Annotated in this window: 16 protein-coding genes, 40 tRNA genes, 3 rRNA genes and 2 pseudogenes; 55 read left to right on the top strand and 6 right to left on the bottom strand. The window is 42.2% G+C overall.

The genetic code is table 11. The features are described 5' to 3' along the window. Positions 1 to 109 precede the first annotated feature (109 nt). The 22 genes from NP781_RS16900 (at position 110) to NP781_RS16795 (ending at position 5,210) form a co-directional block, all read left to right on the top strand. Positions 110 to 3,036, top strand: a 23S ribosomal RNA gene (locus tag NP781_RS16900). A gap of 192 nt (positions 3,037 to 3,228) precedes the next feature. Continuing rightward, a 5S ribosomal RNA gene (rrf, locus tag NP781_RS16895) occupies positions 3,229 to 3,344 on the top strand. A gap of 10 nt (positions 3,345 to 3,354) precedes the next feature. Next, positions 3,355 to 3,430: transfer RNA gene (locus NP781_RS16890), tRNA-Val, on the top strand. 3 nt (positions 3,431 to 3,433) lie between these two features. Further along, positions 3,434 to 3,509: transfer RNA gene (locus NP781_RS16885), tRNA-Thr, on the top strand. Positions 3,510 to 3,516: 7 nt separating this feature from the next. After that, a tRNA-Lys gene (locus NP781_RS16880) sits at positions 3,517 to 3,592 on the top strand. A 17-nt stretch (positions 3,593 to 3,609) separates the two neighbouring features. Further along, positions 3,610 to 3,694 (top strand) — tRNA-Leu (locus NP781_RS16875). 36 nt (positions 3,695 to 3,730) lie between these two features. Continuing rightward, positions 3,731 to 3,805: transfer RNA gene (locus NP781_RS16870), tRNA-Gly, on the top strand. Positions 3,806 to 3,810: 5 nt separating this feature from the next. Further along, positions 3,811 to 3,899: transfer RNA gene (locus NP781_RS16865), tRNA-Leu, on the top strand. Positions 3,900 to 3,907: 8 nt separating this feature from the next. Then, positions 3,908 to 3,984: transfer RNA gene (locus NP781_RS16860), tRNA-Arg, on the top strand. A gap of 9 nt (positions 3,985 to 3,993) precedes the next feature. Continuing rightward, positions 3,994 to 4,070, top strand: a tRNA-Pro gene (locus NP781_RS16855). 16 nt (positions 4,071 to 4,086) lie between these two features. Continuing rightward, a tRNA-Ala gene (locus NP781_RS16850) sits at positions 4,087 to 4,162 on the top strand. Between the two features lie 28 nt (positions 4,163 to 4,190). Further along, a tRNA-Met gene (locus tag NP781_RS16845) sits at positions 4,191 to 4,264 on the top strand. 7 nt (positions 4,265 to 4,271) lie between these two features. Further along, positions 4,272 to 4,348 (top strand) — tRNA-Ile (locus NP781_RS16840). A gap of 15 nt (positions 4,349 to 4,363) precedes the next feature. After that, a tRNA-Ser gene (locus NP781_RS16835) sits at positions 4,364 to 4,456 on the top strand. A gap of 53 nt (positions 4,457 to 4,509) precedes the next feature. Further along, positions 4,510 to 4,584: transfer RNA gene (locus NP781_RS16830), tRNA-Met, on the top strand. Positions 4,585 to 4,587: 3 nt separating this feature from the next. Next, positions 4,588 to 4,663: transfer RNA gene (locus NP781_RS16825), tRNA-Asp, on the top strand. Between the two features lie 58 nt (positions 4,664 to 4,721). Then, positions 4,722 to 4,797: transfer RNA gene (locus NP781_RS16820), tRNA-Phe, on the top strand. Positions 4,798 to 4,802: 5 nt separating this feature from the next. Continuing rightward, positions 4,803 to 4,876, top strand: a tRNA-Gly gene (locus tag NP781_RS16815). Between the two features lies 1 nt (position 4,877). Continuing rightward, a tRNA-Ile gene (locus NP781_RS16810) sits at positions 4,878 to 4,954 on the top strand. Between the two features lie 4 nt (positions 4,955 to 4,958). Then, positions 4,959 to 5,035, top strand: a tRNA-Asn gene (locus tag NP781_RS16805). Positions 5,036 to 5,045: 10 nt separating this feature from the next. Next, a tRNA-Ser gene (locus NP781_RS16800) sits at positions 5,046 to 5,136 on the top strand. A gap of 2 nt (positions 5,137 to 5,138) precedes the next feature. After that, a tRNA-Glu gene (locus NP781_RS16795) sits at positions 5,139 to 5,210 on the top strand. A 59-nt stretch (positions 5,211 to 5,269) separates the two neighbouring features. Here NP781_RS16795 and NP781_RS16790 read toward each other — a convergent pair. The 4 genes from NP781_RS16790 to nadB form a co-directional block, all read right to left on the bottom strand. Beyond that, on the bottom strand, positions 5,270 to 5,686 hold the full coding sequence (locus NP781_RS16790; protein ID WP_257520398.1) for a VOC family protein: 417 nt from the start codon (positions 5,684 to 5,686) through the stop codon (positions 5,270 to 5,272). 162 nt (positions 5,687 to 5,848) lie between these two features. Further along, positions 5,849 to 6,952 (bottom strand): quinolinate synthase NadA, encoded by a 1,104-nt coding sequence (nadA, locus tag NP781_RS16785; RefSeq protein WP_257520397.1) that lies wholly within the window; start codon positions 6,950 to 6,952, stop codon positions 5,849 to 5,851. Continuing rightward, the gene (gene nadC, locus NP781_RS16780; protein WP_004227779.1) at positions 6,939 to 7,799 is read right to left on the bottom strand and encodes a carboxylating nicotinate-nucleotide diphosphorylase; all 861 of its coding nucleotides are present in this window, start codon (positions 7,797 to 7,799) and stop codon (positions 6,939 to 6,941) included. The genes nadA and nadC overlap by 14 nt, the downstream gene beginning before the upstream one ends. After that, positions 7,756 to 9,342 carry an L-aspartate oxidase gene (gene nadB / locus NP781_RS16775; protein ID WP_257520396.1) on the bottom strand — a complete coding sequence of 529 codons (1,587 nt, stop codon included), beginning with the start codon at positions 9,340 to 9,342 and terminating at the stop codon, positions 7,756 to 7,758. Before nadB ends, nadC begins: the two co-directional genes overlap by 44 nt. Before the next feature lie 100 nt (positions 9,343 to 9,442). On the opposite strand from nadB, the gene NP781_RS16770 reads away from it, so the two are divergent. The 22 genes from NP781_RS16770 to NP781_RS16665 all read left to right on the top strand — a co-directional run bounded on the left by NP781_RS16770 (position 9,443) and on the right by NP781_RS16665 (position 12,770). After that, positions 9,443 to 10,513 carry a cysteine desulfurase family protein gene (locus NP781_RS16770; RefSeq protein ID WP_257522546.1) on the top strand — a complete coding sequence of 357 codons (1,071 nt, stop codon included), beginning with the start codon at positions 9,443 to 9,445 and terminating at the stop codon, positions 10,511 to 10,513. A 275-nt stretch (positions 10,514 to 10,788) separates the two neighbouring features. Further along, positions 10,789 to 10,904: ribosomal RNA gene (rrf, locus tag NP781_RS16765) — 5S ribosomal RNA — on the top strand. 10 nt (positions 10,905 to 10,914) lie between these two features. Further along, positions 10,915 to 10,990, top strand: a tRNA-Val gene (locus NP781_RS16760). Positions 10,991 to 10,993: 3 nt separating this feature from the next. Continuing rightward, positions 10,994 to 11,069, top strand: a tRNA-Thr gene (locus NP781_RS16755). 7 nt (positions 11,070 to 11,076) lie between these two features. Continuing rightward, a tRNA-Lys gene (locus NP781_RS16750) sits at positions 11,077 to 11,152 on the top strand. A 17-nt stretch (positions 11,153 to 11,169) separates the two neighbouring features. After that, positions 11,170 to 11,254 (top strand) — tRNA-Leu (locus NP781_RS16745). 36 nt (positions 11,255 to 11,290) lie between these two features. After that, positions 11,291 to 11,365, top strand: a tRNA-Gly gene (locus NP781_RS16740). Positions 11,366 to 11,370: 5 nt separating this feature from the next. Further along, a tRNA-Leu gene (locus tag NP781_RS16735) sits at positions 11,371 to 11,459 on the top strand. Positions 11,460 to 11,467: 8 nt separating this feature from the next. After that, positions 11,468 to 11,544, top strand: a tRNA-Arg gene (locus tag NP781_RS16730). A gap of 9 nt (positions 11,545 to 11,553) precedes the next feature. Continuing rightward, positions 11,554 to 11,630 (top strand) — tRNA-Pro (locus NP781_RS16725). Between the two features lie 16 nt (positions 11,631 to 11,646). Beyond that, a tRNA-Ala gene (locus tag NP781_RS16720) sits at positions 11,647 to 11,722 on the top strand. A gap of 28 nt (positions 11,723 to 11,750) precedes the next feature. After that, a tRNA-Met gene (locus NP781_RS16715) sits at positions 11,751 to 11,824 on the top strand. Between the two features lie 7 nt (positions 11,825 to 11,831). Then, positions 11,832 to 11,908, top strand: a tRNA-Ile gene (locus tag NP781_RS16710). A gap of 15 nt (positions 11,909 to 11,923) precedes the next feature. Beyond that, positions 11,924 to 12,016 (top strand) — tRNA-Ser (locus tag NP781_RS16705). A 53-nt stretch (positions 12,017 to 12,069) separates the two neighbouring features. After that, positions 12,070 to 12,144 (top strand) — tRNA-Met (locus NP781_RS16700). Positions 12,145 to 12,147: 3 nt separating this feature from the next. Next, a tRNA-Asp gene (locus tag NP781_RS16695) sits at positions 12,148 to 12,223 on the top strand. Between the two features lie 58 nt (positions 12,224 to 12,281). After that, positions 12,282 to 12,357, top strand: a tRNA-Phe gene (locus NP781_RS16690). A gap of 5 nt (positions 12,358 to 12,362) precedes the next feature. Then, positions 12,363 to 12,436, top strand: a tRNA-Gly gene (locus tag NP781_RS16685). A 1-nt stretch (position 12,437) separates the two neighbouring features. Continuing rightward, a tRNA-Ile gene (locus tag NP781_RS16680) sits at positions 12,438 to 12,514 on the top strand. A 4-nt stretch (positions 12,515 to 12,518) separates the two neighbouring features. After that, a tRNA-Asn gene (locus tag NP781_RS16675) sits at positions 12,519 to 12,595 on the top strand. Positions 12,596 to 12,605: 10 nt separating this feature from the next. Next, positions 12,606 to 12,696 (top strand) — tRNA-Ser (locus NP781_RS16670). Between the two features lie 2 nt (positions 12,697 to 12,698). After that, positions 12,699 to 12,770, top strand: a tRNA-Glu gene (locus tag NP781_RS16665). A gap of 137 nt (positions 12,771 to 12,907) precedes the next feature. On the opposite strand, the pseudogene NP781_RS16660 reads toward NP781_RS16665, so the two are convergent. After that, a pseudogene (locus NP781_RS16660) lies at positions 12,908 to 13,576 on the bottom strand (ABC transporter ATP-binding protein); the annotation flags it as partial. On the opposite strand from NP781_RS16660, the pseudogene NP781_RS16655 reads away from it, so the two are divergent. From NP781_RS16655 to NP781_RS16635, 5 genes and pseudogenes are all read left to right on the top strand, one after another. Then, positions 13,577 to 14,200: pseudogene (locus NP781_RS16655) on the top strand (ABC transporter substrate-binding protein); the annotation flags it as partial. A gap of 135 nt (positions 14,201 to 14,335) precedes the next feature. Next, entirely contained in the window at positions 14,336 to 15,550 is a 1,215-nt protein-coding gene (locus tag NP781_RS16650; protein ID WP_257520395.1) for a diaminopropionate ammonia-lyase, read from the top strand. Between the two features lie 143 nt (positions 15,551 to 15,693). Next, positions 15,694 to 16,455 carry a MerR family transcriptional regulator gene (locus tag NP781_RS16645; protein ID WP_221681082.1) on the top strand — a complete coding sequence of 254 codons (762 nt, stop codon included), beginning with the start codon at positions 15,694 to 15,696 and terminating at the stop codon, positions 16,453 to 16,455. A 75-nt stretch (positions 16,456 to 16,530) separates the two neighbouring features. After that, positions 16,531 to 16,980, top strand: a complete 450-nt coding sequence (locus NP781_RS16640; RefSeq protein WP_221681081.1) for a TraR/DksA C4-type zinc finger protein — start codon at positions 16,531 to 16,533, stop codon at positions 16,978 to 16,980. Between the two features lie 47 nt (positions 16,981 to 17,027). Further along, on the top strand, positions 17,028 to 17,954 hold the full coding sequence (locus NP781_RS16635) for a dipeptidase (protein ID WP_221681080.1): 927 nt from the start codon (positions 17,028 to 17,030) through the stop codon (positions 17,952 to 17,954). 12 nt (positions 17,955 to 17,966) lie between these two features. Here the strand turns inward: NP781_RS16635 and NP781_RS16630 are convergent, their stop codons facing one another. Further along, the gene (locus tag NP781_RS16630; protein WP_036078494.1) at positions 17,967 to 18,887 is read right to left on the bottom strand and encodes a 1,4-dihydroxy-2-naphthoate polyprenyltransferase; all 921 of its coding nucleotides are present in this window, start codon (positions 18,885 to 18,887) and stop codon (positions 17,967 to 17,969) included. Between the two features lie 249 nt (positions 18,888 to 19,136). On the opposite strand from NP781_RS16630, the gene NP781_RS16625 reads away from it, so the two are divergent. The 6 genes from NP781_RS16625 to NP781_RS16600 all read left to right on the top strand — a co-directional run bounded on the left by NP781_RS16625 (position 19,137) and on the right by NP781_RS16600 (position 26,873). After that, positions 19,137 to 20,522, top strand: coding sequence for an isochorismate synthase (locus NP781_RS16625; protein WP_221681079.1), 1,386 nt, complete (start codon positions 19,137 to 19,139; stop codon positions 20,520 to 20,522). Continuing rightward, complete coding sequence (menD, locus tag NP781_RS16620; RefSeq protein ID WP_221681078.1) at positions 20,515 to 22,230, top strand: 2-succinyl-5-enolpyruvyl-6-hydroxy-3-cyclohexene-1-carboxylic-acid synthase; 1,716 nt, start codon at positions 20,515 to 20,517, stop codon at positions 22,228 to 22,230. Before NP781_RS16625 ends, menD begins: the two co-directional genes overlap by 8 nt. After that, positions 22,227 to 23,036 (top strand): 2-succinyl-6-hydroxy-2,4-cyclohexadiene-1-carboxylate synthase, encoded by an 810-nt coding sequence (menH, locus tag NP781_RS16615; RefSeq protein WP_221681077.1) that lies wholly within the window; start codon positions 22,227 to 22,229, stop codon positions 23,034 to 23,036. The genes menD and menH overlap by 4 nt, the downstream gene beginning before the upstream one ends. A gap of 63 nt (positions 23,037 to 23,099) precedes the next feature. After that, positions 23,100 to 23,918: a 1,4-dihydroxy-2-naphthoyl-CoA synthase gene (gene menB, locus NP781_RS16610; protein ID WP_004225917.1), complete on the top strand. Its 819-nt coding sequence runs from the start codon at positions 23,100 to 23,102 to the stop codon at positions 23,916 to 23,918. A gap of 247 nt (positions 23,919 to 24,165) precedes the next feature. Next, positions 24,166 to 25,590 (top strand): o-succinylbenzoate--CoA ligase, encoded by a 1,425-nt coding sequence (locus NP781_RS16605; protein ID WP_221681097.1) that lies wholly within the window; start codon positions 24,166 to 24,168, stop codon positions 25,588 to 25,590. A gap of 131 nt (positions 25,591 to 25,721) precedes the next feature. Beyond that, on the top strand, positions 25,722 to 26,873 hold the full coding sequence (locus NP781_RS16600) for a transglutaminase domain-containing protein (protein WP_221681076.1): 1,152 nt from the start codon (positions 25,722 to 25,724) through the stop codon (positions 26,871 to 26,873). Positions 26,874 to 26,881 lie beyond the last annotated feature (8 nt).

The following is a 26,881-nucleotide window of genomic DNA, read 5'->3' as shown; positions in this document are numbered from 1 at the left end:
TATCTGAATGAAACACTTCAAAACTTGTTCTTTGAAAACTGGATAAAACGACATTGAAATTGTAACAAACACATTTATTTTTTAAGTTTTTTTATAGGCTTAATAACTTGGTTAAGTTATTAAGGGCGCACGGCGAATGCCTTGGCACTAGGAGCCGAAGAAGGACGGCACTAACACCGATATGCTTCGGGGAGCTGTAAGTGAGCTTTGATCCGGAGATTTCCGAATGGGGGAACCCACTACGTTTAATCGCGTAGTATCTTGACGTGAATACATAGCGTCTTGAAGGCAGACCCAGGGAACTGAAACATCTAAGTACCTGGAGGAAGAGAAAGAAAAATCGATTCCCTGAGTAGCGGCGAGCGAAACGGGAAGAGCCCAAACCAAGAGGCTTGCCTCTTGGGGTTGTAGGACACTCAATACGGAGTTACAAAAGAGCGAGTTAGATGAAGCGACTTGGAAAGGTCCGCCAGAGCAGGTAAAAGCCCTGTAGTCGAAAGTTCGTTCTCTCCTGAGTGGATCCTGAGTACGGCGGAACACGTGAAATTCCGTCGGAATCCGGGAGGACCATCTCCCAAGGCTAAATACTACCTAGTGACCGATAGTGAACCAGTACCGTGAGGGAAAGGTGAAAAGCACCCCGGAAGGGGAGTGAAAGAGATCCTGAAACCGTGTGCCTACAAGTAGTTAGAGCCCGTTAATGGGTGATAGCGTGCCTTTTGTAGAATGAACCGGCGAGTTACGATTACGTGCAAGGTTAAGCTTTAGAAGGCGGAGCCGCAGCGAAAGCGAGTCTGAATAGGGCGAAATAGTACGTGGTCGTAGACCCGAAACCAGGTGATCTACCCATGTCCAGGGTGAAGGTGAGGTAACACTTACTGGAGGCCCGAACCCACGCACGTTGAAAAGTGCGGGGATGAGGTGTGGGTAGCGGAGAAATTCCAATCGAACTTGGAGATAGCTGGTTCTCTCCGAAATAGCTTTAGGGCTAGCCTCGTGATGAGAATACTGGAGGTAGAGCACTGTTTGGACTAGGGGGCCATCCCGGTTTACCGAATTCAGACAAACTCCGAATGCCAGATATTTATACACGGGAGTCAGACTGCGAGTGATAAGATCCGTAGTCAAAAGGGAAACAGCCCAGACCACCAGCTAAGGTCCCAAAGTAATCGTTAAGTGGAAAAGGATGTGGCGTTGCACAGACAACCAGGATGTTGGCTTAGAAGCAGCCATCATTTAAAGAGTGCGTAATAGCTCACTGGTCGAGTGACGCTGCGCCGAAAATGTATCGGGGCTAAACGATTCACCGAAGCTGTGGATTGACATCTACGATGTCAGTGGTAGGAGAGCGTTCTAAGTGCGTTGAAGTCAGACCGGAAGGACTGGTGGAGCGCTTAGAAGTGAGAATGCCGGTATGAGTAGCGAAAGACGGGTGAGAATCCCGTCCACCGTATGACTAAGGTTTCCTGAGGAAGGCTCGTCCGCTCAGGGTTAGTCGGGACCTAAGCCGAGGCCGATAGGCGTAGGCGATGGACAACAGGCTGATATTCCTGTACCACCTCCTCACCGTTTGAGAAATGGGGGGACGCAGTAGGATAGGGTAAGCGCGCCGTTGGTTGTGCGCGTCCAAGCAGTAAGGCGTGTGTGTAGGCAAATCCGCACACTGTAACGTTGAGCTGTGATGGCGAGTCCGTATGGACGAAGTTCCTGATTTCACACTGCCAAGAAAAGCCTCTATCGAGGTGAGAGGTGCCCGTACCGCAAACCGACACAGGTAGTCGAGGAGAGAATCCTAAGGTGTGCGAGAGAACTCTCGTTAAGGAACTCGGCAAAATGACCCCGTAACTTCGGGAGAAGGGGTGCTCTTGAGCGTGCAAGCGCATGAGAGCCGCAGTGAATAGGCCCAGGCGACTGTTTAGCAAAAACACAGGTCTCTGCAAAACCGTAAGGTGACGTATAGGGGCTGACGCCTGCCCGGTGCTGGAAGGTTAAGAGGAGTGGTTAGCGCAAGCGAAGCTGCGAATTGAAGCCCCAGTAAACGGCGGCCGTAACTATAACGGTCCTAAGGTAGCGAAATTCCTTGTCGGGTAAGTTCCGACCCGCACGAAAGGCGTAACGATCTGGGCACTGTCTCAACGAGAGACTCGGTGAAATTATAGTACCTGTGAAGATGCAGGTTACCCGCGACAGGACGGAAAGACCCCGTGGAGCTTTACTGTAGCCTGATATTGAATTTTGGTACAACTTGTACAGGATAGGTAGGAGCCAGAGATCTCGGAGCGCCAGCTTCGAAGGAGGCGTCGGTGGGATACTACCCTGGTTGTATTGAAATTCTAACCCATGCCCCTTAGCGGGGCAGGAGACAGTGTCAGGCGGACAGTTTGACTGGGGCGGTCGCCTCCTAAAAGGTAACGGAGGCGCCCAAAGGTTCCCTCAGAATGGTTGGAAATCATTCGTAGAGTGTAAAGGCACAAGGGAGCTTGACTGCGAGACCTACAAGTCGAGCAGGGTCGAAAGACGGGCTTAGTGATCCGGTGGTTCCGCATGGAAGGGCCATCGCTCAACGGATAAAAGCTACCCCGGGGATAACAGGCTTATCTCCCCCAAGAGTCCACATCGACGGGGAGGTTTGGCACCTCGATGTCGGCTCATCGCATCCTGGGGCTGTAGTCGGTCCCAAGGGTTGGGCTGTTCGCCCATTAAAGCGGTACGCGAGCTGGGTTCAGAACGTCGTGAGACAGTTCGGTCCCTATCCGTCGTGGGCGTAGGAAATTTGAGAGGAGCTGTCCTTAGTACGAGAGGACCGGGATGGACACACCGCTGGTGTACCAGTTGTCTTGCCAAAGGCATCGCTGGGTAGCTATGTGTGGACGGGATAAGTGCTGAAAGCATCTAAGCATGAAGCCCCCTCAAGATGAGATTTCCCATTACGCAAGTAAGTAAGATCCCTCAAAGACGATGAGGTAGATAGGTTCGAGGTGAAAGTGTGGTGACACATGGAGCTGACGAATACTAATCGATCGAGGACTTAACCAAAAAAAGTTTGAAACATTCAATGCACCGTTTATCCAGTTTTGAAAGAACAAATCTTTCAATAAAAAAGAGAGCTTCAAGACACAAGTAGTACAAGGAAGCAAACGAGTGATTGAAGGAGCGTACTTTTGTACGTGACTGATTGAACGAGAGCAGCTGACGCAGTAATACGCCGTGTATTGGAGGTCGAATAAGTCTAGTGATGATGGCAAAGAGGTCACACCCGTTCCCATACCGAACACGGAAGTTAAGCTCTTTAGCGCCGATGGTAGTTGGGGGCTTCCCCCTGTGAGAGTAGGACGTCGCTAGGCATAATACCCAGGAGGATTAGCTCAGCTGGGAGAGCATCTGCCTTACAAGCAGAGGGTCGGCGGTTCGAGCCCGTCATCCTCCACCATATGCCGGTTTAGCTCAGCAGGTAGAGCAACTGACTTGTAATCAGTAGGTCGTGGGTTCGATTCCTATAGCCGGCACCATTTTTTCGAGCCATTAGCTCAGTTGGTAGAGCATCTGACTTTTAATCAGAGGGTCGAAGGTTCGAGTCCTTCATGGCTCACCATTTTTAAATAATAATAAGCGGGTGTGGCGGAATTGGCAGACGCACTAGACTTAGGATCTAGCGCCGCAAGGCGTGGGGGTTCGACTCCCTTCACCCGCACCATTATTTTCATTGCCAGATAAAAAAACTTATGCACATGCGGAAGTAGTTCAGTGGTAGAACACCACCTTGCCAAGGTGGGGGTCGCGAGTTCGAACCTCGTCTTCCGCTCCAAATGTGCCGGGGTGGCGGAACTGGCAGACGCACAGGACTTAAAATCCTGCGGTAGGTGACTACCGTACCGGTTCGATTCCGGTCCTCGGCACCATTTTAAATGCGCCCGTAGCTCAATTGGATAGAGCGTCTGACTACGGATCAGAAGGTTATGGGTTCGACTCCTGTCGGGCGCGCCAAAAGAACAACGGGAAGTAGCTCAGCTTGGTAGAGCACTTGGTTTGGGACCAAGGGGTCGCAGGTTCGAATCCTGTCTTCCCGACCATTTCCAAAAAAATTATGGGGCCTTAGCTCAGCTGGGAGAGCGCCTGCCTTGCACGCAGGAGGTCAGCGGTTCGATCCCGCTAGGCTCCACCATAAGTAAATTAACCAGTATAAAGATCCTGGCGGCGTAGCTCAGCTGGCTAGAGCGTACGGTTCATACCCGTAAGGTCGGGGGTTCGATCCCCTCTGCCGCCATCTTAAAGGACCTTTAGCTCAGTTGGTTAGAGCAGACGGCTCATAACCGTCCGGTCGCAGGTTCGAGTCCTGCAAGGTCCACCATTTATATATTGTAACGGAGGTATACCCAAGTCTGGCTGAAGGGATCGGTCTTGAAAACCGACAGGCGGGTAACACCGCGCGGGGGTTCGAATCCCTCTACCTCCTCCAGTTTTAAATTTTTATAAATGGTGCTTTAAAAACTCGAAACAGCATAAAATTATCGCGGGGTGGAGCAGTGGTAGCTCGTCGGGCTCATAACCCGAAGGTCGTTGGTTCAAATCCAGCCCCCGCAACCAAAAGGTCCCGTGGTGTAGCGGTTAACATGCCTGCCTGTCACGCAGGAGATCGCCGGTTCGATCCCGGTCGGGACCGCCATTTTTAAAATAAAAGTCATGAGAAGCAAAAGAATGAGTAAGCTTAGCATGGACGAAATGGGTCAGTAGCTCAGTTGGTAGAGCATTAGATTGAAGCTCTAAGTGTCGGCGGTTCGATTCCGTCCTGACCCACCATTTATGCGGGTGTAGTTTAATGGTAAAACCTCAGCCTTCCAAGCTGATGTCGTGGGTTCGATTCCCATCACCCGCTCCAAGGGCCTATAGCTCAGCTGGTTAGAGCGCACGCCTGATAAGCGTGAGGTCGATGGTTCGAGTCCATTTAGGCCCACCATTATTCCGAAGTAGCTCAGTTGGTAGTAGCACCTGACTGTTAATCAGGTTGTCGCAGGTTCGAGTCCTGCCTTCGGAGCCATTTTTATTTTGGGGAAGTACTCAAGAGGCTGAAGAGGCGCCCCTGCTAAGGGTGTAGGTCGGGTAACCGGCGCGAGGGTTCAAATCCCTCCTTCTCCGCCATGGGCCCGTTGGTCAAGTGGTTAAGACACCGCCCTTTCACGGCGGTAACACGGGTTCGAATCCCGTACGGGTCATACTAAAAACAGTAGATGCATTTGCATCTACTGTTTTTTGATATTCATAGATACAAAATTTACTCTTGATTCAATGCATTTTCATCCATATAAACCACTTCCCAGATATGCCCATCTACATCTTGAAAACCCCGACCATACATAAATCCGTGATCTTGTGGTTCACTATATGGTTTACCACCAGAGGCAAGTGCCTTATTCACTAATTGATCTACTTGTTCTCGGCTTTCAGCAGAAAGACATAAGATTGCTTCTGCAGAAGTAGTAGTATCTGTAACTTCTTTCTTACTAAATCCTTTAAATCGTTCTTCAACCATTATTAATGCGAAGATATTTTCACTAATAATCATTGAGGCTGTTGTTTCATCACTGAATTGTTGATTGAACTCAAAACCTAATTCCTTAAAAAAACTGATAGATTTGTTTAGATCTTTTACTGGTAAATTGATAAAGATATTTTTCGATTGAAAAGCCATTTAATATCACCTCCAAATTGACAGTATCATGGAGAATAAAGTCGTGTCAATTTTAGCAATGTAGGCGAAAATGGAAGCCATTAGCACTATTGAAAGCAGGTGTTTGTAAACAAAAACAGAAAGGTTATATCTTCAACCTTTCTGTTTAAAAAGTGTAACTATTTATCCTCTGGCTAGCATTCTATCAAGTGAACTAAGTGCTTCAGCGGTAGTATGTTCATCTACTTGTATACGGTTATGAGGTTGACCTTGCTCAATACTTTCTAAGCTCCATAACAAATGTGGAAGGTCAATTCGATTCATTGTTAAACAAGGACAAAAGTTTTCATTTAAGGACACAATATGTTTATCAGGATGCTGCTTAATAATGCGATTGACAAGATTCATTTCTGTTCCAATTGCCCATGCAGATCCGCTTGGAGCTCGATTGATTGTATCAATAATGTATTTTGTGGAGCCTGCATCATCAGCCGCTGCTACCACTTCACGGCTGCACTCTGGGTGAACGATAATCCTCATAGTCGGGTGTTCTTTGCGAATAACCTCTGTATGTTGAACCGTAAACCCTTCGTGCACAGAGCAGTGACCCTTCCAAAGAATAACCTGGATATTTTCAAGAGGCTCTTTTGTTTCGAGCATGTTCTTATGTGGATTCCAAACAGCCATATTTTCAAGAGGTATACCTAAATCATAGGCAGTATTCCTTCCTAAATGTTGGTCAGGTAAAAAGAAGATACGCTGTTTTTGGGTAAAAGCCCATTGAACAAGTTCCTTTGCATTCGATGAAGTGACACAAGCACCACCATGCCTTCCAGTAAAGGCTTTAATAGCCGCAGTTGAATTAACATAGGTTAGAGGAATAATCGTATCACCAAAGAGTTCTTGAAGAATGGGCCATGCTTGTTCTGTTTGATAAATATCTGCCATATCAGCCATTGAACAACCAGCGCGCATATCTGGTAAATAGACACGTTGCTGTTTCGTTGTCAGCATATCAGCAGTCTCTGCCATAAAATGTACACCGCAAAATACGATGTGTTCAGCTTCCTTATTTGCTGCGGATAATTGAGCTAACTGTAAAGAATCCCCAGTTGCGTCTGCAAATTGAATGACTTCATCTTTTTGATAATGGTGGGCAGGAATAAATAATTTAGGACCTAATTTTTTCTTTATTGATAAAATACGAGATTCCATTTCCTTTACAGATAGTTCCCGATAATGCTCTGGGAGTAATGTCGTCTGTTGTAATAAACTAGTGATGGACAAGGGAATGATCTCCTTTCATTTGAACGAGTGCACTAATATCAAAAGCTTTAACTGAATGTGTTAAGGAGCCAAGTGAAATCCATTGAATACCCGATTGGGCATATGCCTTTAAATTTTCAAGTGTGATGCCCCCAGATGCTTCAGTCGCAATAGTGGGAGGAACAATGGGAAGCCATGCACGAATTTCTTCTGGGCTACGGTTATCAAACATAATAATATCTGCTCCTGCGTTGATAGCTTCTTCTAATTGTTCTTTTGTTTCAATTTCAACTTCAATTTTTACGGTATGACCGACTTTTACTCTAGCGGCCTGAACTGCCTTTGTAATGCTACCAGCAAAGGCAATATGATTATCCTTTAGCATAATTGCGTCATACAGGCCATTACGATGATTAAAAGCACCACCAATTCGAACAGCATATTTATCTAACATACGCAGTCCTGGTAGTGTTTTACGCGTATCACATATTTTTGCGTGAGTACCTACTGTTTCTTGAACGGCAAGATGGGCTGCCGTTGCAATAGCAGACATACGTTGAATAAGATTTAAAATGACACGCTCACCGATTAATAACTTTTGTAAGGGACCTTTAATCACAGCGAGTACATCACCTGACTTAACCATCTCTCCATCTTTTTTATGAAGGTTGACTTCGATTGATCGATCGAGTAAGAGAAAGCCATGCTCAATAATGTTAGCCCCGCAAAAAATTCCGCTTTCTTTCGCGTAAAAAGAAAAAGCTCCCTGCTGTTCGGGTGAAAAGATAAATTCACTCGATAAATCTCCATCTCCTAAATCCTCATTAAAAAATTGCTTGAGCATTTCCTCGAGTTTGATGATATTCATACAATGAGTTCCTCACTTTCATTTGTCCTTGCGAAAAAATAATCCATCGGCTTGCCCATTGTGATTTCATTTCGGGTTTATCCGTTCGAATATGAGCTCCTCTTGTTTCCGTTCGGGTAATTGCTGCATGTGCCATTAATGTGGCGACTACATGCATCATAAATAATTCCAACTCAGCTAGTTCAAGACCCTTTAAATTAACTTGAGTAAGTGATTGCAAGGAGGGGAGTTGCTTTGCAAAATGCTGCAAGTCATCAATATTTCTAACAATACCTAGGAACCGCATCATGTGTTGCTGTAATTGGGGTTTGCTAAATAAAGGTGGCATTTTATCAGCACATTGATGCTTTTCCAGTAAAAAGTTTTTTTGATGACACCCTTTTTGAATAATGTACTGCGCCATTTTTTGACCAAATGTAATACCTTCCAATAGGGAGTTACTTGCTAAACGATTCGCGCCATGTACGCCTGTACAGGCAACCTCACCGACTGCATATAAGTTTGGTATAGTAGTTCTTCCTTTGTCATCAGCAATAACACCACCCATCAAGAAATGACTTCCTGGAGCCACGGGGATTAGGCCATCTTGTAAATGAACGTGATGAACATGGCATAGCTGAGCAATTGTTGGAAATTTTTCTTCAAAGTCGTGAATGTTAGTGATATCAATATACGTTTCTTCACCAGCTGCACGTTTTGTAAATAGGGCAAGTGCAGTAATATGTCTTGGTGCTAGGTCAAGTTGAGCATGTAAACCTTTCATAATGGGCTGATGCTGTGCATTAACAAAAATACCACCAGCCCCTCTGACAGCTTCAGAAACTAATCCCTTTGCTTCATTTTTACACCAAAGAAGACTCGGGTGAAATTGCATAAATTCCATATCACTAATGGCAGCGCCTGCTCGAAATGCTAATGCGATCCCATCCCCTGTATTAGTTGGAAAATTAGATGTACTTGAATAAAGGGCACCTGCGCCACCTGTCGCTAAAATAACATGATGTGCCAAATAACGTTTTGTACCTTTTTCTCCTTTGGTTAATACTCCTACACAGTCACCATCTGTATTCCGTAAAAGCTCATAAGCCATTTCATAGCAATTGATCTTTGTTTTGGGTGAGAGTTTATGAAGCAAATAATCTATGAAAATCTGACCAGTACGATCACCACCTGCATGTAGAATACGATGATGACTATGTGCTCCTTCAAGTCCTAGAGCAGGTTTTCCATCGACCTGCCGATCAACAGGGAGGCCATCCTTTAGATAGTTTTGCATAATCTCAGTGCCATCTTTTATAAGTGTTTTAACATGCCTTTTCTCATGATGATACTCGCCAGCTTTCAATGTATCAGCAATATGGTGTTGAATATGATCTTCCTCACTAGTAACAGCAGCAATCCCACCTTGTGCACGGTAAGAACTACTCATATATAAAGATGATTTTGTAACAATTTGTATTTGAAAATGTTTTTCAAGCACTAAAGCAGCCTGAAGTGCAGCAATTCCACTACCAATTATAAGGACGTCTGTCTTTACATCCATAGTTATACCTTCTTTACAGTTGTCTTGACACTTATCTTTACATAAAATAAAAAAGAAAACAAGACCTGATGAACAAGAGAGGAAGAAGACGATGATTTATATGGATTATGCTGCAACATCACCTATGATGAGGGAATCTCTTGAGGCCTATGTAGAGGTGGCACAACGGTATTATGGAAATAGTGCGAGTCTGCATGATTTAGGGGGACAAGCCCTTTATTTTGTCCAGCAATCAAGAGAGGTTGTAGCCCAAGCCCTAGGTGTAACTAGTGATGGTGTAATTTTTACGGGTAGTGGAACAGAGGGAAATCTCATAGCCATCTTGTCGTTAGCACTAGCCTCAAAAAAAGGAAAACACATTATTTCTTCTCAAGCTGAGCATACGTCAGTGCATGCAGCTTTGAATACACTTGAGAAAAAGGGCTTTACTGTAACAAAATTACCTTTGCAGAAGGATGGTTGTGTTGATCTGGGACAATTGCAACAAGCAATCCGAGAAGAGACTGCTTTGATTACCATTCAACATGTCAATTCTGAAATTGGTTCAATCCAGCCTGTAGAGAAAATCGTAAAGATGGCAAGAAAATCAAATATTTTCTGTCACGTTGATTGTGTACAATCATTTGGTAAACTAGCTATACCAAAGGGGGCCGATGCTATTACCATCTCGGCTCATAAAATAGGTGGGCCAAAGGGCTGCGGTGCTATATATATGAACCCTGCAATCAGAGTACCTGCATTAACACCAGGTGTGACACATGAGAGGGGTCTTAGAGGGGGAACATTAGATACTCCTGCAATCGTGGCCTTTGCCGCGGCAATTGAAAACTATCAATATGAGTTGCAACATTATGAAACGTTAAGAGATTATTTTGAAAATAATTTACCTGAAACATGTCAGCTCGTTGAATGTAAACAGCAACTACCTAATATTTGTGGGGTAATGATGGAGAAAGTAGAGGGGCAATATGTTCTTTTAAAGTTAAATGAGGCGGGAATCTGTATCTCTACTGGTAGTGCATGTGATATTCATAGTGAATCGGGAACAAAGGCTATTCTATCTATGGGGTTCTCTTTGGAAGCGGCACGCCAATTTTTTAGAATATCTTTTGGTCCTTCTACTACACTTGAGGATATTGTAAAATTAAAAATAGAGCTTTCAAATATTTAATGAAAAGAAGAGTGAAGGATTATCTATATTCTTCACTTGTATTGAAATAGATTATAAGCTAAGAATATCGGCAAATAAAATAATTGTTTTCTTTTGAACCAACAATTGCTATAATATTTTGCAGGGCAATATTTTCTCTTACTTAACAAAAATAACTTTAAAAAGTAATAATTTTTTTTTTATAAAAAAGTATTGCACAATGTTAGAAAACGTTATACAATAATTCTTGTCTTGAAGGACAGGTAAACAACTTCAAAACAAGATACATAACAAAGTCTAGTGATGATGGCAAAGAGGTCACACCCGTTCCCATACCGAACACGGAAGTTAAGCTCTTTAGCGCCGATGGTAGTTGGGGGCTTCCCCCTGTGAGAGTAGGACGTCGCTAGGCATAATACCCAGGAGGATTAGCTCAGCTGGGAGAGCATCTGCCTTACAAGCAGAGGGTCGGCGGTTCGAGCCCGTCATCCTCCACCATATGCCGGTTTAGCTCAGCAGGTAGAGCAACTGACTTGTAATCAGTAGGTCGTGGGTTCGATTCCTATAGCCGGCACCATTTTTTCGAGCCATTAGCTCAGTTGGTAGAGCATCTGACTTTTAATCAGAGGGTCGAAGGTTCGAGTCCTTCATGGCTCACCATTTTTAAATAATAATAAGCGGGTGTGGCGGAATTGGCAGACGCACTAGACTTAGGATCTAGCGCCGCAAGGCGTGGGGGTTCGACTCCCTTCACCCGCACCATTATTTTCATTGCCAGATAAAAAAACTTATGCACATGCGGAAGTAGTTCAGTGGTAGAACACCACCTTGCCAAGGTGGGGGTCGCGAGTTCGAACCTCGTCTTCCGCTCCAAATGTGCCGGGGTGGCGGAACTGGCAGACGCACAGGACTTAAAATCCTGCGGTAGGTGACTACCGTACCGGTTCGATTCCGGTCCTCGGCACCATTTTAAATGCGCCCGTAGCTCAATTGGATAGAGCGTCTGACTACGGATCAGAAGGTTATGGGTTCGACTCCTGTCGGGCGCGCCAAAAGAACAACGGGAAGTAGCTCAGCTTGGTAGAGCACTTGGTTTGGGACCAAGGGGTCGCAGGTTCGAATCCTGTCTTCCCGACCATTTCCAAAAAAATTATGGGGCCTTAGCTCAGCTGGGAGAGCGCCTGCCTTGCACGCAGGAGGTCAGCGGTTCGATCCCGCTAGGCTCCACCATAAGTAAATTAACCAGTATAAAGATCCTGGCGGCGTAGCTCAGCTGGCTAGAGCGTACGGTTCATACCCGTAAGGTCGGGGGTTCGATCCCCTCTGCCGCCATCTTAAAGGACCTTTAGCTCAGTTGGTTAGAGCAGACGGCTCATAACCGTCCGGTCGCAGGTTCGAGTCCTGCAAGGTCCACCATTTATATATTGTAACGGAGGTATACCCAAGTCTGGCTGAAGGGATCGGTCTTGAAAACCGACAGGCGGGTAACACCGCGCGGGGGTTCGAATCCCTCTACCTCCTCCAGTTTTAAATTTTTATAAATGGTGCTTTAAAAACTCGAAACAGCATAAAATTATCGCGGGGTGGAGCAGTGGTAGCTCGTCGGGCTCATAACCCGAAGGTCGTTGGTTCAAATCCAGCCCCCGCAACCAAAAGGTCCCGTGGTGTAGCGGTTAACATGCCTGCCTGTCACGCAGGAGATCGCCGGTTCGATCCCGGTCGGGACCGCCATTTTTAAAATAAAAGTCATGAGAAGCAAAAGAATGAGTAAGCTTAGCATGGACGAAATGGGTCAGTAGCTCAGTTGGTAGAGCATTAGATTGAAGCTCTAAGTGTCGGCGGTTCGATTCCGTCCTGACCCACCATTTATGCGGGTGTAGTTTAATGGTAAAACCTCAGCCTTCCAAGCTGATGTCGTGGGTTCGATTCCCATCACCCGCTCCAAGGGCCTATAGCTCAGCTGGTTAGAGCGCACGCCTGATAAGCGTGAGGTCGATGGTTCGAGTCCATTTAGGCCCACCATTATTCCGAAGTAGCTCAGTTGGTAGTAGCACCTGACTGTTAATCAGGTTGTCGCAGGTTCGAGTCCTGCCTTCGGAGCCATTTTTATTTTGGGGAAGTACTCAAGAGGCTGAAGAGGCGCCCCTGCTAAGGGTGTAGGTCGGGTAACCGGCGCGAGGGTTCAAATCCCTCCTTCTCCGCCATGGGCCCGTTGGTCAAGTGGTTAAGACACCGCCCTTTCACGGCGGTAACACGGGTTCGAATCCCGTACGGGTCATACTAAGTGCAGTAGATGAATTTACATCTACTGCACTTTTTAATTTATTAGATACTTAGATTAATAACATAGCTATATTAAATGAAAGCCTACACAGATTAATCATTCTGTGTAGGCTTATTTTTTCAAATTAACGATTAAATTTTTCGTCCTTTTCCATATGGGATGCAAAGAGGTGTACCAAAGATTGGATCTGTCGTCATTTGGCAATCAAGGTCAAACACATGACTAACTAAATCAGTTGTCATAATTTCTTCTGGTTTCCCTTGACGATAGACACCACGGTCACGCACTGTAATAATATGATCGGCATAGCGACAAGCAAGATTAATATCATGTAATACCATAATGATAGTTCGCTTTTGCTGTTGGTTCAATTCGTACAGTAAATCTAAAACGTCTATTTGATGAGTTAAATCTAAGTATGTCGTAGGCTCGTCTAAAAGAATGATATCTGTATCTTGAGCAAGCGTCATAGCTATCCACGCACGTTGACGTTGTCCTCCTGATAGCTCATCTACTGGTCTATCTTGTAAATGCTCAGTACCTGTAGCTTTTAAAGCATTTAAAACGATTTCTTCATCCTTTTCAGTCCACTGTTGTCGCCAACTTTGGTAAGGATAGCGACCTTGTTTCACAAGTTGTAGGACAGTTAATCCTTCTGGTGCAACAGGAGATTGGGGAAGAATAGAGAGGTTTTTAGCCACTTGTTTTGTTGATAATTTAAAAATATCCTCACCATCTAATAAAACGGAGCCTTTTTTAGGTTTTAATAATCGAGCAATGGAGCGTAAGAGTGTGGATTTAATTTAATTATTGGCAATAAATTACGACAAGAAAAAGATTATGCGAAACTTAGCAAAATTGCTCCAACAGTGTTTTCTGAAACATTACGTGGCGACTGGAAAGAGAATTTTAAATTATTCGCTAAAGCAGTAAATCAAGAAACAAAAGGTGAAGAAGTACTAAAAGCTTACGAAGATAAGTTACAAGCACTGAAAGAAGAGCTTGGAGAACAAACCAACCAAGAAGTTTCATTTGTACGCTTTATGGCCGATAAATCTCGTATCTATTACACAGATTCATTCTCAGGTGTGATTTTTGATGCTTTAGGATTTAAACGTGTTGCAGCGCAAGCAGATTTATTTAAAGATAATGCAAAACTAGGAAACTTAGCGATTGAAGTTGGGAAAGAAGCAATCCCTCAAATGGATGGGGATGTTATTTTCTACTTCACGTACATGCCAACAGGTGATGATTCAGCACTAGCAACTGAACAAGAGTGGACACAAGACCCACTTTGGAAAAACTTAACAGCTGTCCAAAAAGGCAATGCACATAAGGTGGATGATGTCATTTGGAATACGGCTGGAGGCATTTTAGCTGCGAATATTATGCTAGATCAAGTGAAAGAAATCTTTGTTAAATAATTTTCTCATAAACTATACATTTATCGGTGTTTGATAAATGTATAGTTTTTTTATTTCCTAATATATACTCTCCTGGTACTATTAAGTTAGATAGACTATGATGTAGATATTGACCGTAAATTGAGGGGGATGGCGATGAAGGAAAAATTAAGGTGGGTTTATAATCAGCATTATTTAGAGCAAGACCATATAAAACAAGCAACTGCAATACTTCCATATTTTTCACTAGACCAAGTGAGAAAGATTGGTCAATTTCAGCGTACATATGAGCATTTTGAGAAGACACCACTCCATCATCTTGAGGCACTATCTTCATATATGGGTGTAGAAAAAATCATGATTAAAGATGAATCTTATCGATTTGGTTTAAATGCCTTTAAAGTTTTAGGCGGAATTTATGCAATTGCACAATATGTTGCCAATAAGCTTGGAAGGAATATAGAGGAGCTATCGTTTGAACAGTTAAAAACCCCAGAAGTAAGAGCGCAAGTAGGCAATCCAACATTTATTTCAACGACAGATGGTAATCATGGTCGTGGTGTGGCCTGGGCGGCAAGAGAACTGGGTTTTCAAGCAAGAATATATATGCCAACTGGTAGCTCCGCTGAGCGGTTACTGCATATTAAAAGTGAAGGGGCTTTTGCTGAAATTACGACAATGAATTATGACGATACTGTTCGTTATACCTCACGGCTTGCACAAGAAAATGGCTGGGTCTTGATTCAGGATACGATGTGGGAAGGCTATGAAGAAATTCCATTATGGATTATGCAGGGGTACACAACCCTTGTACAGGAGATTGTTGAACAGATTCAGCAAGCCCCAACACATGTATTTTTGCAAGCTGGTGTGGGGTCCTTTGCCGGAGCAGTAGTAGCATTTTTACAGCAATACTATGAGCAGGAAATTACATTTGTCTTGGTTGAGCCTCATGTCGCTAATTGCTATTATGAAAGCTTTAAGAAAAATACAGATCAATTTGTCACTGTTGGTGGAGAGATGCAAACAATAATGGCAGGTCTTGCTTGTGGTGAACCTAATCCACAGGCTTGGCAAATCTTAAAAACCTTTATAAAAATAAGTATCTCGTGTGAGGAAGAAATAGCAGCAACGGGTATGCGCGTTCTAGGAAATCCTTTAGCTACAGACACCCGCATTATAGCTGGTGAATCAGGAGCGGCGCCATTTGGTTGCTTTTATGAAATAATGACTAATAAACAATATAAGGAATTAAAACATGCCTTGCACCTAAATGAACATGCAAGGGTGCTGTTTATTAATACAGAGGGTCATACAGATAAAGAGAGTTATCGAGAAATAGTATGGCATGGGAAATATGCGAATCAATAGCAAACTAGTGATTTACTAGTTTGCTATTTTTACTTTTGTAAAAGGATATGAAGGTATGATTAAGTTTAATAAAATTTTTTTATTTTACTCTTGACCTTAACGTTGCGTCAAAGCTTACAGTAGCATTAAGTGGAGGTGATGATATGGAATATACCATTCAGGAGCTTGCTCAACTATCGGGTGTTAGTACAAGAACATTGCGTTATTATGATGAAATTGGATTGCTAAAACCAGCAAGAACCAATGAGGCAGGTTATCGATTTTATGGCCAATGGGAGGTCGATATGTTGCAGCAGATTTTATTTTATCGTGCATTAGATATGAAATTAGCGACAATTCAGACTATTGTTCAAGCACCAAATTTTCAGCATGCTGAGGCGCTCAAAACACATAGAGCTGCTTTGCTTCAACGCAAAGAACAGTTGGAAACGATCTTACAGACAGTAGAAAAAACAATACAATCCATTGAGGAGGAACAACCAATGTCAAATGAAGAAAAATTTAAAGGCTTTAAAGAAAAGTTAATGGAGGATAACGAAAAGCAGTACGGCAAAGAAATCCGTGAGAAATATGGGAATGAAACAGTGGATGCATCCAATGCTAAGCTTATGAACATGACGGAGCAACAATATCAAGCGATGCAACAGCTAGAACAGCAAATGTTTGAACGCTTAGCAGAGGCAATGAAACTTGGAGATGCTGCAAGTGACATTGCGATGGAAGTTGCAGAGTTGCATAAACGCTGGCTCAACTTTACGTGGAAAGAGTATTCCAAAGAGGCACATGCAGGGCTGGCACAAATGTATATTGCTGATGAACGTTTTACAGCTTATTATGATGAACGTGGTGAAACAGGAGCAGCGCAATTTTTGCATGACGCCATTATAGCTTATACAAGTAAGTAAATAGGTCTTCCTTATGCTGACATGTTTTAGAAATCGTAAAATAGGAAAAAATGAAAGCATGAGGAGGAGATTATTGTGGATCAACAAGTAATGCAACAATTAAAAAGACAACTAGAGCAAGAATTACAAGAAATAGAACAACGAATAGAAGAATCAGAGCGACCTCAAGCGACAGAACTATCGAATTATGATAATCATCCAGCTGATAATGCAAGTGATTTAACGGATCAGCTCACAGAAATGGCTATTGATGAGCATCGTGGTGATAATGCTGAAGAAATAAAAGAAGCTCTTCAAGCAATGGCAGACGGTACATATGGCAAGTGTGCAGTCTGTGGTAAAGAAATTCCGATTGGTCGCTTAAAGGCAATGCCGCAAGCTCTGACATGTGTGGAGCATGCTGAAAAGAAAGAAGACAGTTTACGACCAGTGGAAGAAGATGTTCTTTCTTCAACACCAAAATCAGATGATTTTATCGAGCTTGAGGAATTCGGCTCTTCTGATACACCACAGGATAAAATGTAGTCAGCTTTTCCTTACAGAAGCAGTATAATAACTGTAGAGGTGAGGATATGAAGATTATTGATTTACATTGTGATGCGCTTTTAAAGTTAACTACTCTTGAAACGGCAAATTTTGCAGAGGATGTGCGACTACATGCTAATCAAAAAAGATTGCAATTAGGGCAAGTAGAGGCTCAAGTGTTCGCTATCTTTATTGACCCAAAAATCGCGCAAAATTTGCAATTTCTTGAGGTCATGCGCCAAATCGAAGCATTCCATACTCACGTAATACAAACAGAGGGCATGGTGCATATTACAGATTGGGCACAGTTAGATCAATTAGCTCCACACGAAATAGGAGCCATTTTAAGCTTAGAGGGCTGTAGTGCCATTGGCGAAGATTTAACAAAACTGACAGCTGTACTGGATGCAGGAGTGAAATTAGTAGGTTTAACGTGGAATGAAGAAAATGCTGTGGCTCATGGTGCTGAACAGGATGCAACTCTTGGTTTAAAGCCATTTGGTAAAGAAGTTATACAATTATTAAATGAACGCGATATTATTATTGATGTATCTCATCTAAATGAGCAAAGCTTTTGGGATGTTTTGCCGCTTGCAAAGCATATTATTGCAAGCCATAGTAATGCACGTGCACTATGTGATCACCCGCGTAACTTAACAGATGACCAGGCAAAGGCACTTGTAGAGGCGGGAGGACATATCCATGTAGTTTATTTCCCACTCTTTATAGGCAAAGGTGCAACACTAGACCATTTAGTGGGACATGTGGAGCATTTAGCAAAACTGGTAGGTGTGGAGCATATTGGATTAGGCTCCGATTTTGATGGGATTGATCGGACTGTCAGTGGCTTAGCACATGCAGGAGAGGCGCAAAATTTACTAGAGGTATTACGTACACGCTTTTCAGATGAAGAAGTGTATGGTATTGCAAGCAAAAATTTTCGACGCTATGTAAAAAAAGCAGCAACCCGTTAAGGCTGCTGCATCTTAATAAAAGAAATAATGAATTAATAAACCGATTCCTAATAGGAAGCCGAAGAATGTATTTGTTTGCGCTGTATATTTCATCGCAGGCATTACCTCTTTGGCTTCTTTTTTGTCTCGGAAAATTTGAATGGCACGTAATGGTTTTGGAATACTTAGGAAGATGATTAATGCCCAAAAAGTAATGCCATCAACTGCTACAAGAGCAATCACCCATAAATAAGAGACGATAAAAAAGCCTGATAACACGGAAATCGCATTATCACGTCCTACCAAAATAGCTAAAGTTTTTCGTCCGCCTTCTGTATCGCCAACGATATCACGTATATTGTTCGATAGCATAATGGCACCGACTAAAATCATGCTTGGTACAGAGAGCAAGACAGCATCCAGTGTTACTGTAAGCGCTTGAATATAGAAGGCAATTAATACAATGCCCATCCCCATTACTGCGCCAGAAACAATTTCACCAAATGGCGAATAGGCGATTGGGTACGGTCCACCTGTATATAAAAAGCCAATAAGCATACAAACAAGTCCGACAGCAGCTAACCACCAAGATGTTGAGGCACATATGTAAATGCCAAGAAGCATGGCAATAGCATAAAAGCTTAATGCAATCATCATAATTGTCTTTGGCTGTACACCATGACGGACAATCGTTCCGCCAATCCCGACGGAATGCTCGTTATCTAATCCTAATTTGTAATCATAATATTCATTGAACATATTCGTTGCTGCTTGTATAAGCATACTTGCAATGAGCATAGCAAAAAATAGTCCAAAATCAATTGTTTCTTTTTCAATTGCTAAGGCAATTGCTGTTCCTAGGAATACAGGAACAAATGAAGCGGTTAAAGTATGTGGACGTGTTAAATGCCACCAAACTTTAAAACCCCTATCAGCTTCAATGACTTTGGTCATAAGGTCTTTCTCTCCTTCAAATGTTGTCGACTCTTCTTATTTTAAACGAAGATTGAGAAAATGGGTAGGTTCACAGCTTATTACATACTGTTTAATGAAAAAAAGTGATACAATAGAACATGCATTTATGAACTGAAAATAAAAAAGAACGATTAGCAACAGGACGAATCACGTGTTGCCAACCAAAATATGATGTGTTATTTAATCATCATTAAAATTATGTACATTGCAACAACGGAGGTAATTTTCATGCAACAGAAGTGGTACCAAGCCACAGAAGTAGAAGTGGACTCTTTGGGCCAAAGCCTTCATTTTTATATGGAAACAATGGAAGTAAGTCGCCTATCTGCACTGGCGTTTTATGCAGCTGGCGAGGAATGTTATAAAGGTGAACGATTTTATTGGCAAAATAGAGAGAAAACAATGACATTAGTTGGGCTAGGACATGCTCATATTATTCAAAACAACGCTAAAGAAAACCGCTTTGATGCAGTTGAAGCGGAATGGAAAAACATAACGAAAAACTGTCCAAAAGGTCAACAAGAGTTACAACCAATTTTGTTTGGCGGTTTTACATTTGATCCTCAAAATAATGTAGATGGGGAATGGACGGATTTCCCAGAGGCTTATTTTGCATTAGCAACGTTTCAACTGGTGATACGCGATGATAAAGCATATGTGAGTATTCATCTTTTGACACAAGACCAACAGGCTGAGGATCAGTTCGAAGCTTTAAGAAAAGAGCGAGATCATTTAATCCATGCAGCTCAGGTTAAAGAAGTGAAAACGTATACAAAACCTGAAATCACAAGTTATTTTGAACCATATAAAGAACCTTATTTAGCCTCAATCGATCAAGTGACAGCATTAATTAAACAGAAAAAGGCAGATAAGGTGGTCATTGCACGATCACTTGCTTTGCAATTTAAAGAGTATGTATCCGCACCACAAGTACTTTCTCAAATTATTCATGAACAGCCAGAAAGCTATTTATTTGGTTTAGAGCATAGACATTTATTGTTTTTCGGAGCATCACCCGAACGACTTGTGAAGGTAGAAGATGGTCGAGCATTTTCTTCTTGTATTGCTGGCTCAATTAAACGAGGTAAGACTGCAGAGGAAGATGAGGCTTTTGGACAAAGTTTATTAAATGACCCTAAAAATGGCGGAGAACATCAGTATGTTGTGGATATGATTGCGGAAACATTCCGTAAAAATTGTGTGGACATGACGGTGCCAGATAGACCACGCTTGTTAAAAATACGAGATATTCAACATTTGTATACACCTGTTGAAGGTCAGTTAAATCAGGATGCAACAATCTTACAATTGACTAAATCATTACACCCAACACCCGCTTTAGGTGGTGTACCACGCACGGAAGCATTGGCAGCCATCCGTAAATATGAGCCGATGAATCGAGGACTGTATGCTGCGCCAATAGGCTGGCTAGATGCAGAGGGGAACGGTGAATTCGCAGTTGCCATTCGTTCAGCAGCCTTATTAAATGATAAAGCTTATTTATATGCAGGCGGTGGAATCGTCGCAGATTCCGAACCACAATCTGAATATGAAGAAACATTAGTAAAATTCCGTCCAATGCTTCGTGCGCTAGGGGGACAATTACATGAGTGAACGAAAAATACTAACAGATTATGTTTATAAAATGGTCGCATCACTAGTGCAGGCTGGTGTAGAAAACGTTGTCGTTAGCCCAGGCTCACGTTCAACGCCGCTTGCTTATGCGGTTGCATCTACTAAACAAGTAAAAATGTATCGGCAGGTAGACGAGCGCTCAGCAGCATTCTTTGCGCTAGGGCTTGCTAAGGCAACTACTAAGCCTGTGGTTCTTTTATGCACATCTGGTACAGCAGCAGCTAACTATTTTCCTGCGATTGTGGAGGCAAGCTATGCACGTGTACCATTAATTATTATAACAGCTGATCGCCCACATGAATTACGTGAGGTAGGCGCTCCACAGGCTATCAACCAACCCAATTTATATGGTTCACATGTGAAGTGGAGTGTTGATTTTCCGTTAGCAGATGGTGCTGAACCAACATTGCCTTTTATTGAGCGCCATCTTGCTCGTGCGGTAGCCATTGCCACGAGCGCACCTTTTGGACCCGTCCATATTAATGTACCTTTCCGTGAACCACTATTAATTGATTTACAGCAGGAGCTACCAGCAGTGACGTTTAAGCACAGCAGTATGGGACAATTAACCCCAACACGTGTGGATCAACAGGAACTATCCTCTATTATACAATCGACTAAAAGAGGTTTTATGATCATTGGTGAGTTAGCTCTTGGTACAGAATTATCCATTGTTTGGGAATTTGTACGTCAGCTGAAGTGGCCTGTCATTGTTGAAAGTTTATCGAATATGCGTACATCCGTACCAGAGGATTGTTTACCATATATCGTGACAACCTATGATGCCATTATGAAGAGTGATGACTTCAAAGCACTGGTGCAACCAGATACAGTAATCCGAATAGGGGCACAACCAGTCTCGAAGTTTATGATGCAATTTATTACAAAGTCACGACCAAATGCATATGTGATTATCGATGAAGATCCTATGTTCAGAGATGCTACAGGCGTATCTACGCATTTTATTCATGCGAATGTCGATCAATGGCTAACAGAATTAGCTATCACTGAAACAGCTATCGAGGAAACATACTTAGCTGAATGGCAAAAAGCGAATCAGCTTGCTTCTATGTATATTGAGCAATATTCAGAGGTAGAAAAAGATGAAGGGGCTATAGTCAGTCGTTTACTCAAAATGATTCCTGACGGTAGTGATATTTTCGTTAGCAGTAGTATGCCAGTACGAGATATTGATACATTTTTATTGGCTACACCGAAAGATTTACGTGTTTTTGCCAATCGAGGAACGAACGGGATTGATGGTGTTGTATCAACAGCAATCGGTTTCAGTCAAGGAAATAATCGAGAAAGTTATTTACTGATTGGTGATTTAGCTTTTTTACATGATGTGAATGGACTCATTGCTTCCAGATATCAGGAATGTAACTTAACGATTATTGTGATGAATAATGATGGTGGTGGTATTTTTTCTTATTTACCACAGTCAACTGTTGAAGATCACTATGAGGATTTATTTGGCACACCGACAGCCCTCGAATTCCGTGATATTGCACATATGTATAATATGGACTATGTACGTGTCGAAACAATCTCTGAGCTTTCTGAAAAATTTTCAACTTGTAAAAACCATTCTTTACGATTAGTTGAAATATTTACAGATAGAACTGAGAATGTGAATGCACATCGAGGTCTATGGAATCGAATTAATGCGGAGTTAAAAGCATGACAAAGTGGATGATTCGTGGTCTTGAAACCCATGTCGACATATGGAATGAAAACGGTGAATACACAGTCGTTGCCTTACATGGATTTACCGGTAGCTCAGCAACATGGCATAATCTAGCACAAGCTCTACCTCATGTGCGTGTTATTGCGGTTGATTTAATCGGACATGGTCAAACAGCTATTCCACAGCACGTACAGCGTTTTTCTATGGAAGAGCAATTACAGGATTTAGAAGAACTATTTTGCCAGCTTCATTTAGAGAAATTTACACTGCTAGGCTATTCAATGGGTGGAAGAATCGCTTTATCCTATGCCATTTCGTATCCAGCTCGCATACATCAGCTCATTTTAGAAAGTGCTTCTCCTGGCTTGCGAACAATGGAAGAGCAACATGAACGTTGTAAGCGAGATGAAGAACTGGCGCAAAAAATAATGACAAATGGTTTACTGTCCTTTGTCAATGCATGGGAAAGCATCCCGCTTTTTGCTTCACAGCAACGTCTACCTAAAAGGGTAAGAGAAACCATTCGAGAAGAGCGACTTTCACAGAAGGAAGAGGGACTTGCTGGTAGCTTGAGAGGTATCGGGACAGGCGTTCAACCTTCAAATTGGGATAGACTGATGCAACTAGAAATACCTGTCCTGCTAATTACCGGTTCATTGGATGAGAAATTTTGTAAAATTGCACTAGAAATGAAAGCGCTATTAAATACTGTTAAGCATTTAACAGTAAATGACGCTGGACATGCAATTCATGTGGAAAATCCCGCTGAGTTTGCTACAATAGTAGAGGAGTATTTAACGTAATATACGATTACGTTAGCGCCTCGCTAGAAACGAGACGAATTTAATGATATAGGAGGCAATTCAATGACACGTCAATGGACAACATTACATACTTATGAAGACATTAAGTATGAGTTCTATAACGGTATCGCAAAAATTACGATTAACCGTCCAGAAGTGCGTAATGCATTCCGCCCAAAAACGGTAATGGAAATGATTGACGCATTCTCACGTGCACGCGATGATAAAAATATCGGTGTTATTATTCTAACTGGTGAAGGTGAACATGCTTTCTGCTCAGGCGGAGACCAAAAAGTTCGCGGTCACGGTGGCTACGTAGGAGAAGATGAAATTCCACGTCTAAACGTTCTTGATTTACAACGTTTAATCCGTGTAATTCCAAAACCTGTAGTAGCAATGGTAGCTGGCTACGCAATTGGTGGAGGACACGTTTTACATGTTGTCTGTGACTTAACAATTGCAGCTGACAATGCTCGCTTTGGACAAACTGGACCAAAAGTAGGTTCATTCGATGCTGGTTATGGCTCAGGCTATCTTGCTCGTATTATTGGTCATAAAAAGGCACGTGAAATTTGGTACCTATGCCGTCAATACGATGCACAACAAGCACTTGATATGGGCTTAGTCAATACAGTTGTGCCTTATGCGCAATTGGAAGATGAGACAGTTCAATGGTGTGAAGAAATGCTTCAAATGTCACCAACTGCACTACGCTTCTTAAAAGCAGCGATGAATGCAGATACAGATGGTTTAGCAGGTCTTCAACAAATGGCTGGAGATGCTACACTTCTTTACTACACAACTGATGAAGCAAAAGAAGGCCGCGATGCATTCAAAGAAAAACGTCAACCAGATTTCGGTCAATTCCCAAGATTCCCTTGATTAATATAGGGTTGAAAGCTCGTATCTTTTGGAGATACGAGCTTTTTATATGTCTTGAGCAGATTGAGGATAAAAATCTAAAAGTAGGGGATAGAAGCGGCTAAGAGGTGGATAAAATTATTAAAGTAGCGGATAGAACTCAATAGGTGAAGGATAGAGGTTTTCACTAAAAAGCTAGATACTACATGGAGTAATAGACAAACTAGATGGGAAAGCGTTAAGATGTAGGGTGATTGGAGTGACAAAGATGTATCCTAACTGGATTTTACAAAGAGCTTATTTAACACCATTGCGCAAGGCACTTACTTTTAAAAAGCAAAGCTGGACTTTTCAAGAATTAAATAATGAATCGATAAAACGTGCTCGACAATTAGTGACACTCGGTATTCAACAGGGTGATCGAATTGCTATTATGGGGCCAAGTAAGCCTGAGCTTGTGATCATGATGTATGCCTGCATGCATCTGCAATGTGAAATGGTGATGCTTAATCGTAGACTTTCACAGGATGAGTTGGCTTATCAGTTAGAGGATTCAGAGGCTGTAGCCGTATTGGTTGCCGATGAGGATATAGCAAAGCTGCCATCTGAAACAACCTATCATTTATTTTCAGCAATTGAAAAGGGTGCAGAGAGTGCAGTAGATATTGTAAAGGAATGGCCTCTTCATCAAACAACTACGATTATGTATACGTCGGGTACAACAGGCTTTCCAAAAGGGGTTCGCCAAACAGTTGGAAATCATCAGGCTAGTGCCACTGCCTCCGTTTTAAATATTGGGCTGCAGGCGCATGACATTTGGCTATGTGCGGTCCCTTTATTCCATATTAGTGGATTCTCCATTTTAGTGCGTTCTCTGCTATATGGAAATCAAATCTTTTTATATGAGCAATTTGATGTAGAAGCTATCGCACAAAATATTATGGATGGGGATGTCACCCATATGTCTGTTGTAGCGGTGACCTTGGAACGAATTCTACATACGCTAGAGCAACGCAATGCGAAAGCTTCCTCTTATTTTAAGTTAATGCTAGCTGGAGGTGGACCTGTTCCCGTTGATTATTTAGCGAGAGCACATGCTTTAAATTTAGCTGTCGCACAAACGTATGGAATGACTGAAACCTCCTCACAAACTGCCACATTGGCAAGTGAAGATGCTATGCGGAAAATTGGTTCTGCTGGAAAGCCTCTATTTTTTAATCAAATAATGATTGCTGAGCCAAATGCTAAAGGTGAAGGGGAAATTTGCATTCGAGGTCCCCATGTTACACCTGGCTATATTGGACGTTTTGCACAAAAAAATGCAACGAAGGCTGGCTGGCTTCATACAGGTGATATTGGTTATGTGGATGAAGAGGGTTATTTATTCGTCATTGATCGAAGGGCAGATTTAATCATTTCAGGGGGAGAAAATATTTATCCTGCAGAAATAGAAAATGTACTACTTACACACCCAGCTGTCAAAGAGGCGGGTGTATGCGGTATGCCTGATGAACAATGGGGACAGGTACCCATCGCATTTATCGTGTTAAATGAGCAGGTATCTGTTGAGCAACTAAAGGCCTTTTGTTTACAGAAACTTGCTAAATATAAAGTACCTAAAGAAATGATTATTACAGACAGTCTTCCGCGCAATGGTGCGGATAAATTGTTGAGACGGAAATTATTACAGTAAAAACTTTGTGAGAGAAGTCTTCTTAAAAGGAAGGCTTCTTTTTTATTTGAACTTTTAGCATGAAATTAATCATTTATTAACATAATAAAAAAAGAGAGGCATAAACTATTTAGTAAAGGAGAATGACTCATATGAGGAAATATATATATAATGTTGTCATTATATTATTTGTTCTACAAATGAGTCATGTGCAAGTATTTGCAAACTATGAAAAAGAAGATGTAGCAACAGCTCATTCAATTGAAACACTACAATCTCTCATTAATAAAGAAGTTATGCATCTATCATCCGAATTCTCGATTCGTTATACTGGTGACTTAGCCAAGATAAAGGATGAACTAACAGAAATTACTAAAAATGCAATTGAAAACTCTTATATTTATACTAATATTTCTAGTTTCCAATGGAAGTACGAAGGTTATAGCAATAATATCGTCATTGCCTTTGCATTTACGTACCATCTCTCACAAACAGAGGCGTTATTTGTAGAGCAAACTTTGGAAAATATTATTGCACCTATGCATGGATTAAGTGACATAGAAAAACTACAGGCTGCACATGATTTTATTGTATTGTCCGCGGAATACTCTAAGGAAACAGAAGGAAGTCAATATTCTCCTTATACATTATTAACGGAGAATAAGGGCGTCTGTCAGGCATATGCTTTAGTGCTATATAGAATGTTAGAAATGTTGGGCTTTGAGGTACAATATGTACCTGGAAAAGTAGGAGAACAGCTACATGCCTGGGTATTAGTGAAACTTGATCATGCTTGGTATCATATTGATGTGACATGGGATGACCCTTTGCCTGATCGTAAAGGAGAAGTGCGCTATCAATATTTTTTAGTGTCTGATCGCCAATTAGCACAAGATCATACATGGGATTATAAAAATTTCCCTGCTGCAACAAGCGAGAAATATATAGATTTGCAGGAAGAAACAAAAAGACAAAGTTTAGCAACACCTATACAACATCAATTGAATCAAATTATGGGGTTATCAATCATCGAAGAAAATCGGTTAGCCGTACAACCATTAGTGGAACAGCCGATGAAGCTTATTACTCAAAAAACAAATAAACAAGACAATTCAATTCAGTTTAACTTTACGGAGTGGCCACCGATGCTAGTAGAAAGTAGTATAACGGCTTTTGTTGTCCTTCAGCCAAAATTTAAGCATGTAACTAAGCAAAAAGCAATGAAGTGGCTAGGGTCTTTTTATCGAACGGGAAAACGAATGCCACAAGAAAAATACGTCATAATAAAGGAGGTGTCCCAATAGCGGGGCAC

The organism is Lysinibacillus sp. FN11 (assembly GCF_024628845.1).
In the GTDB taxonomy this organism is placed as follows: Bacteria; Bacillota; Bacilli; order Bacillales_A; family Planococcaceae; genus Lysinibacillus; species Lysinibacillus capsici.
Note: the sequence above shows the minus strand (reverse complement) of the source record. Positions and strands in the feature narration are given on the sequence as shown.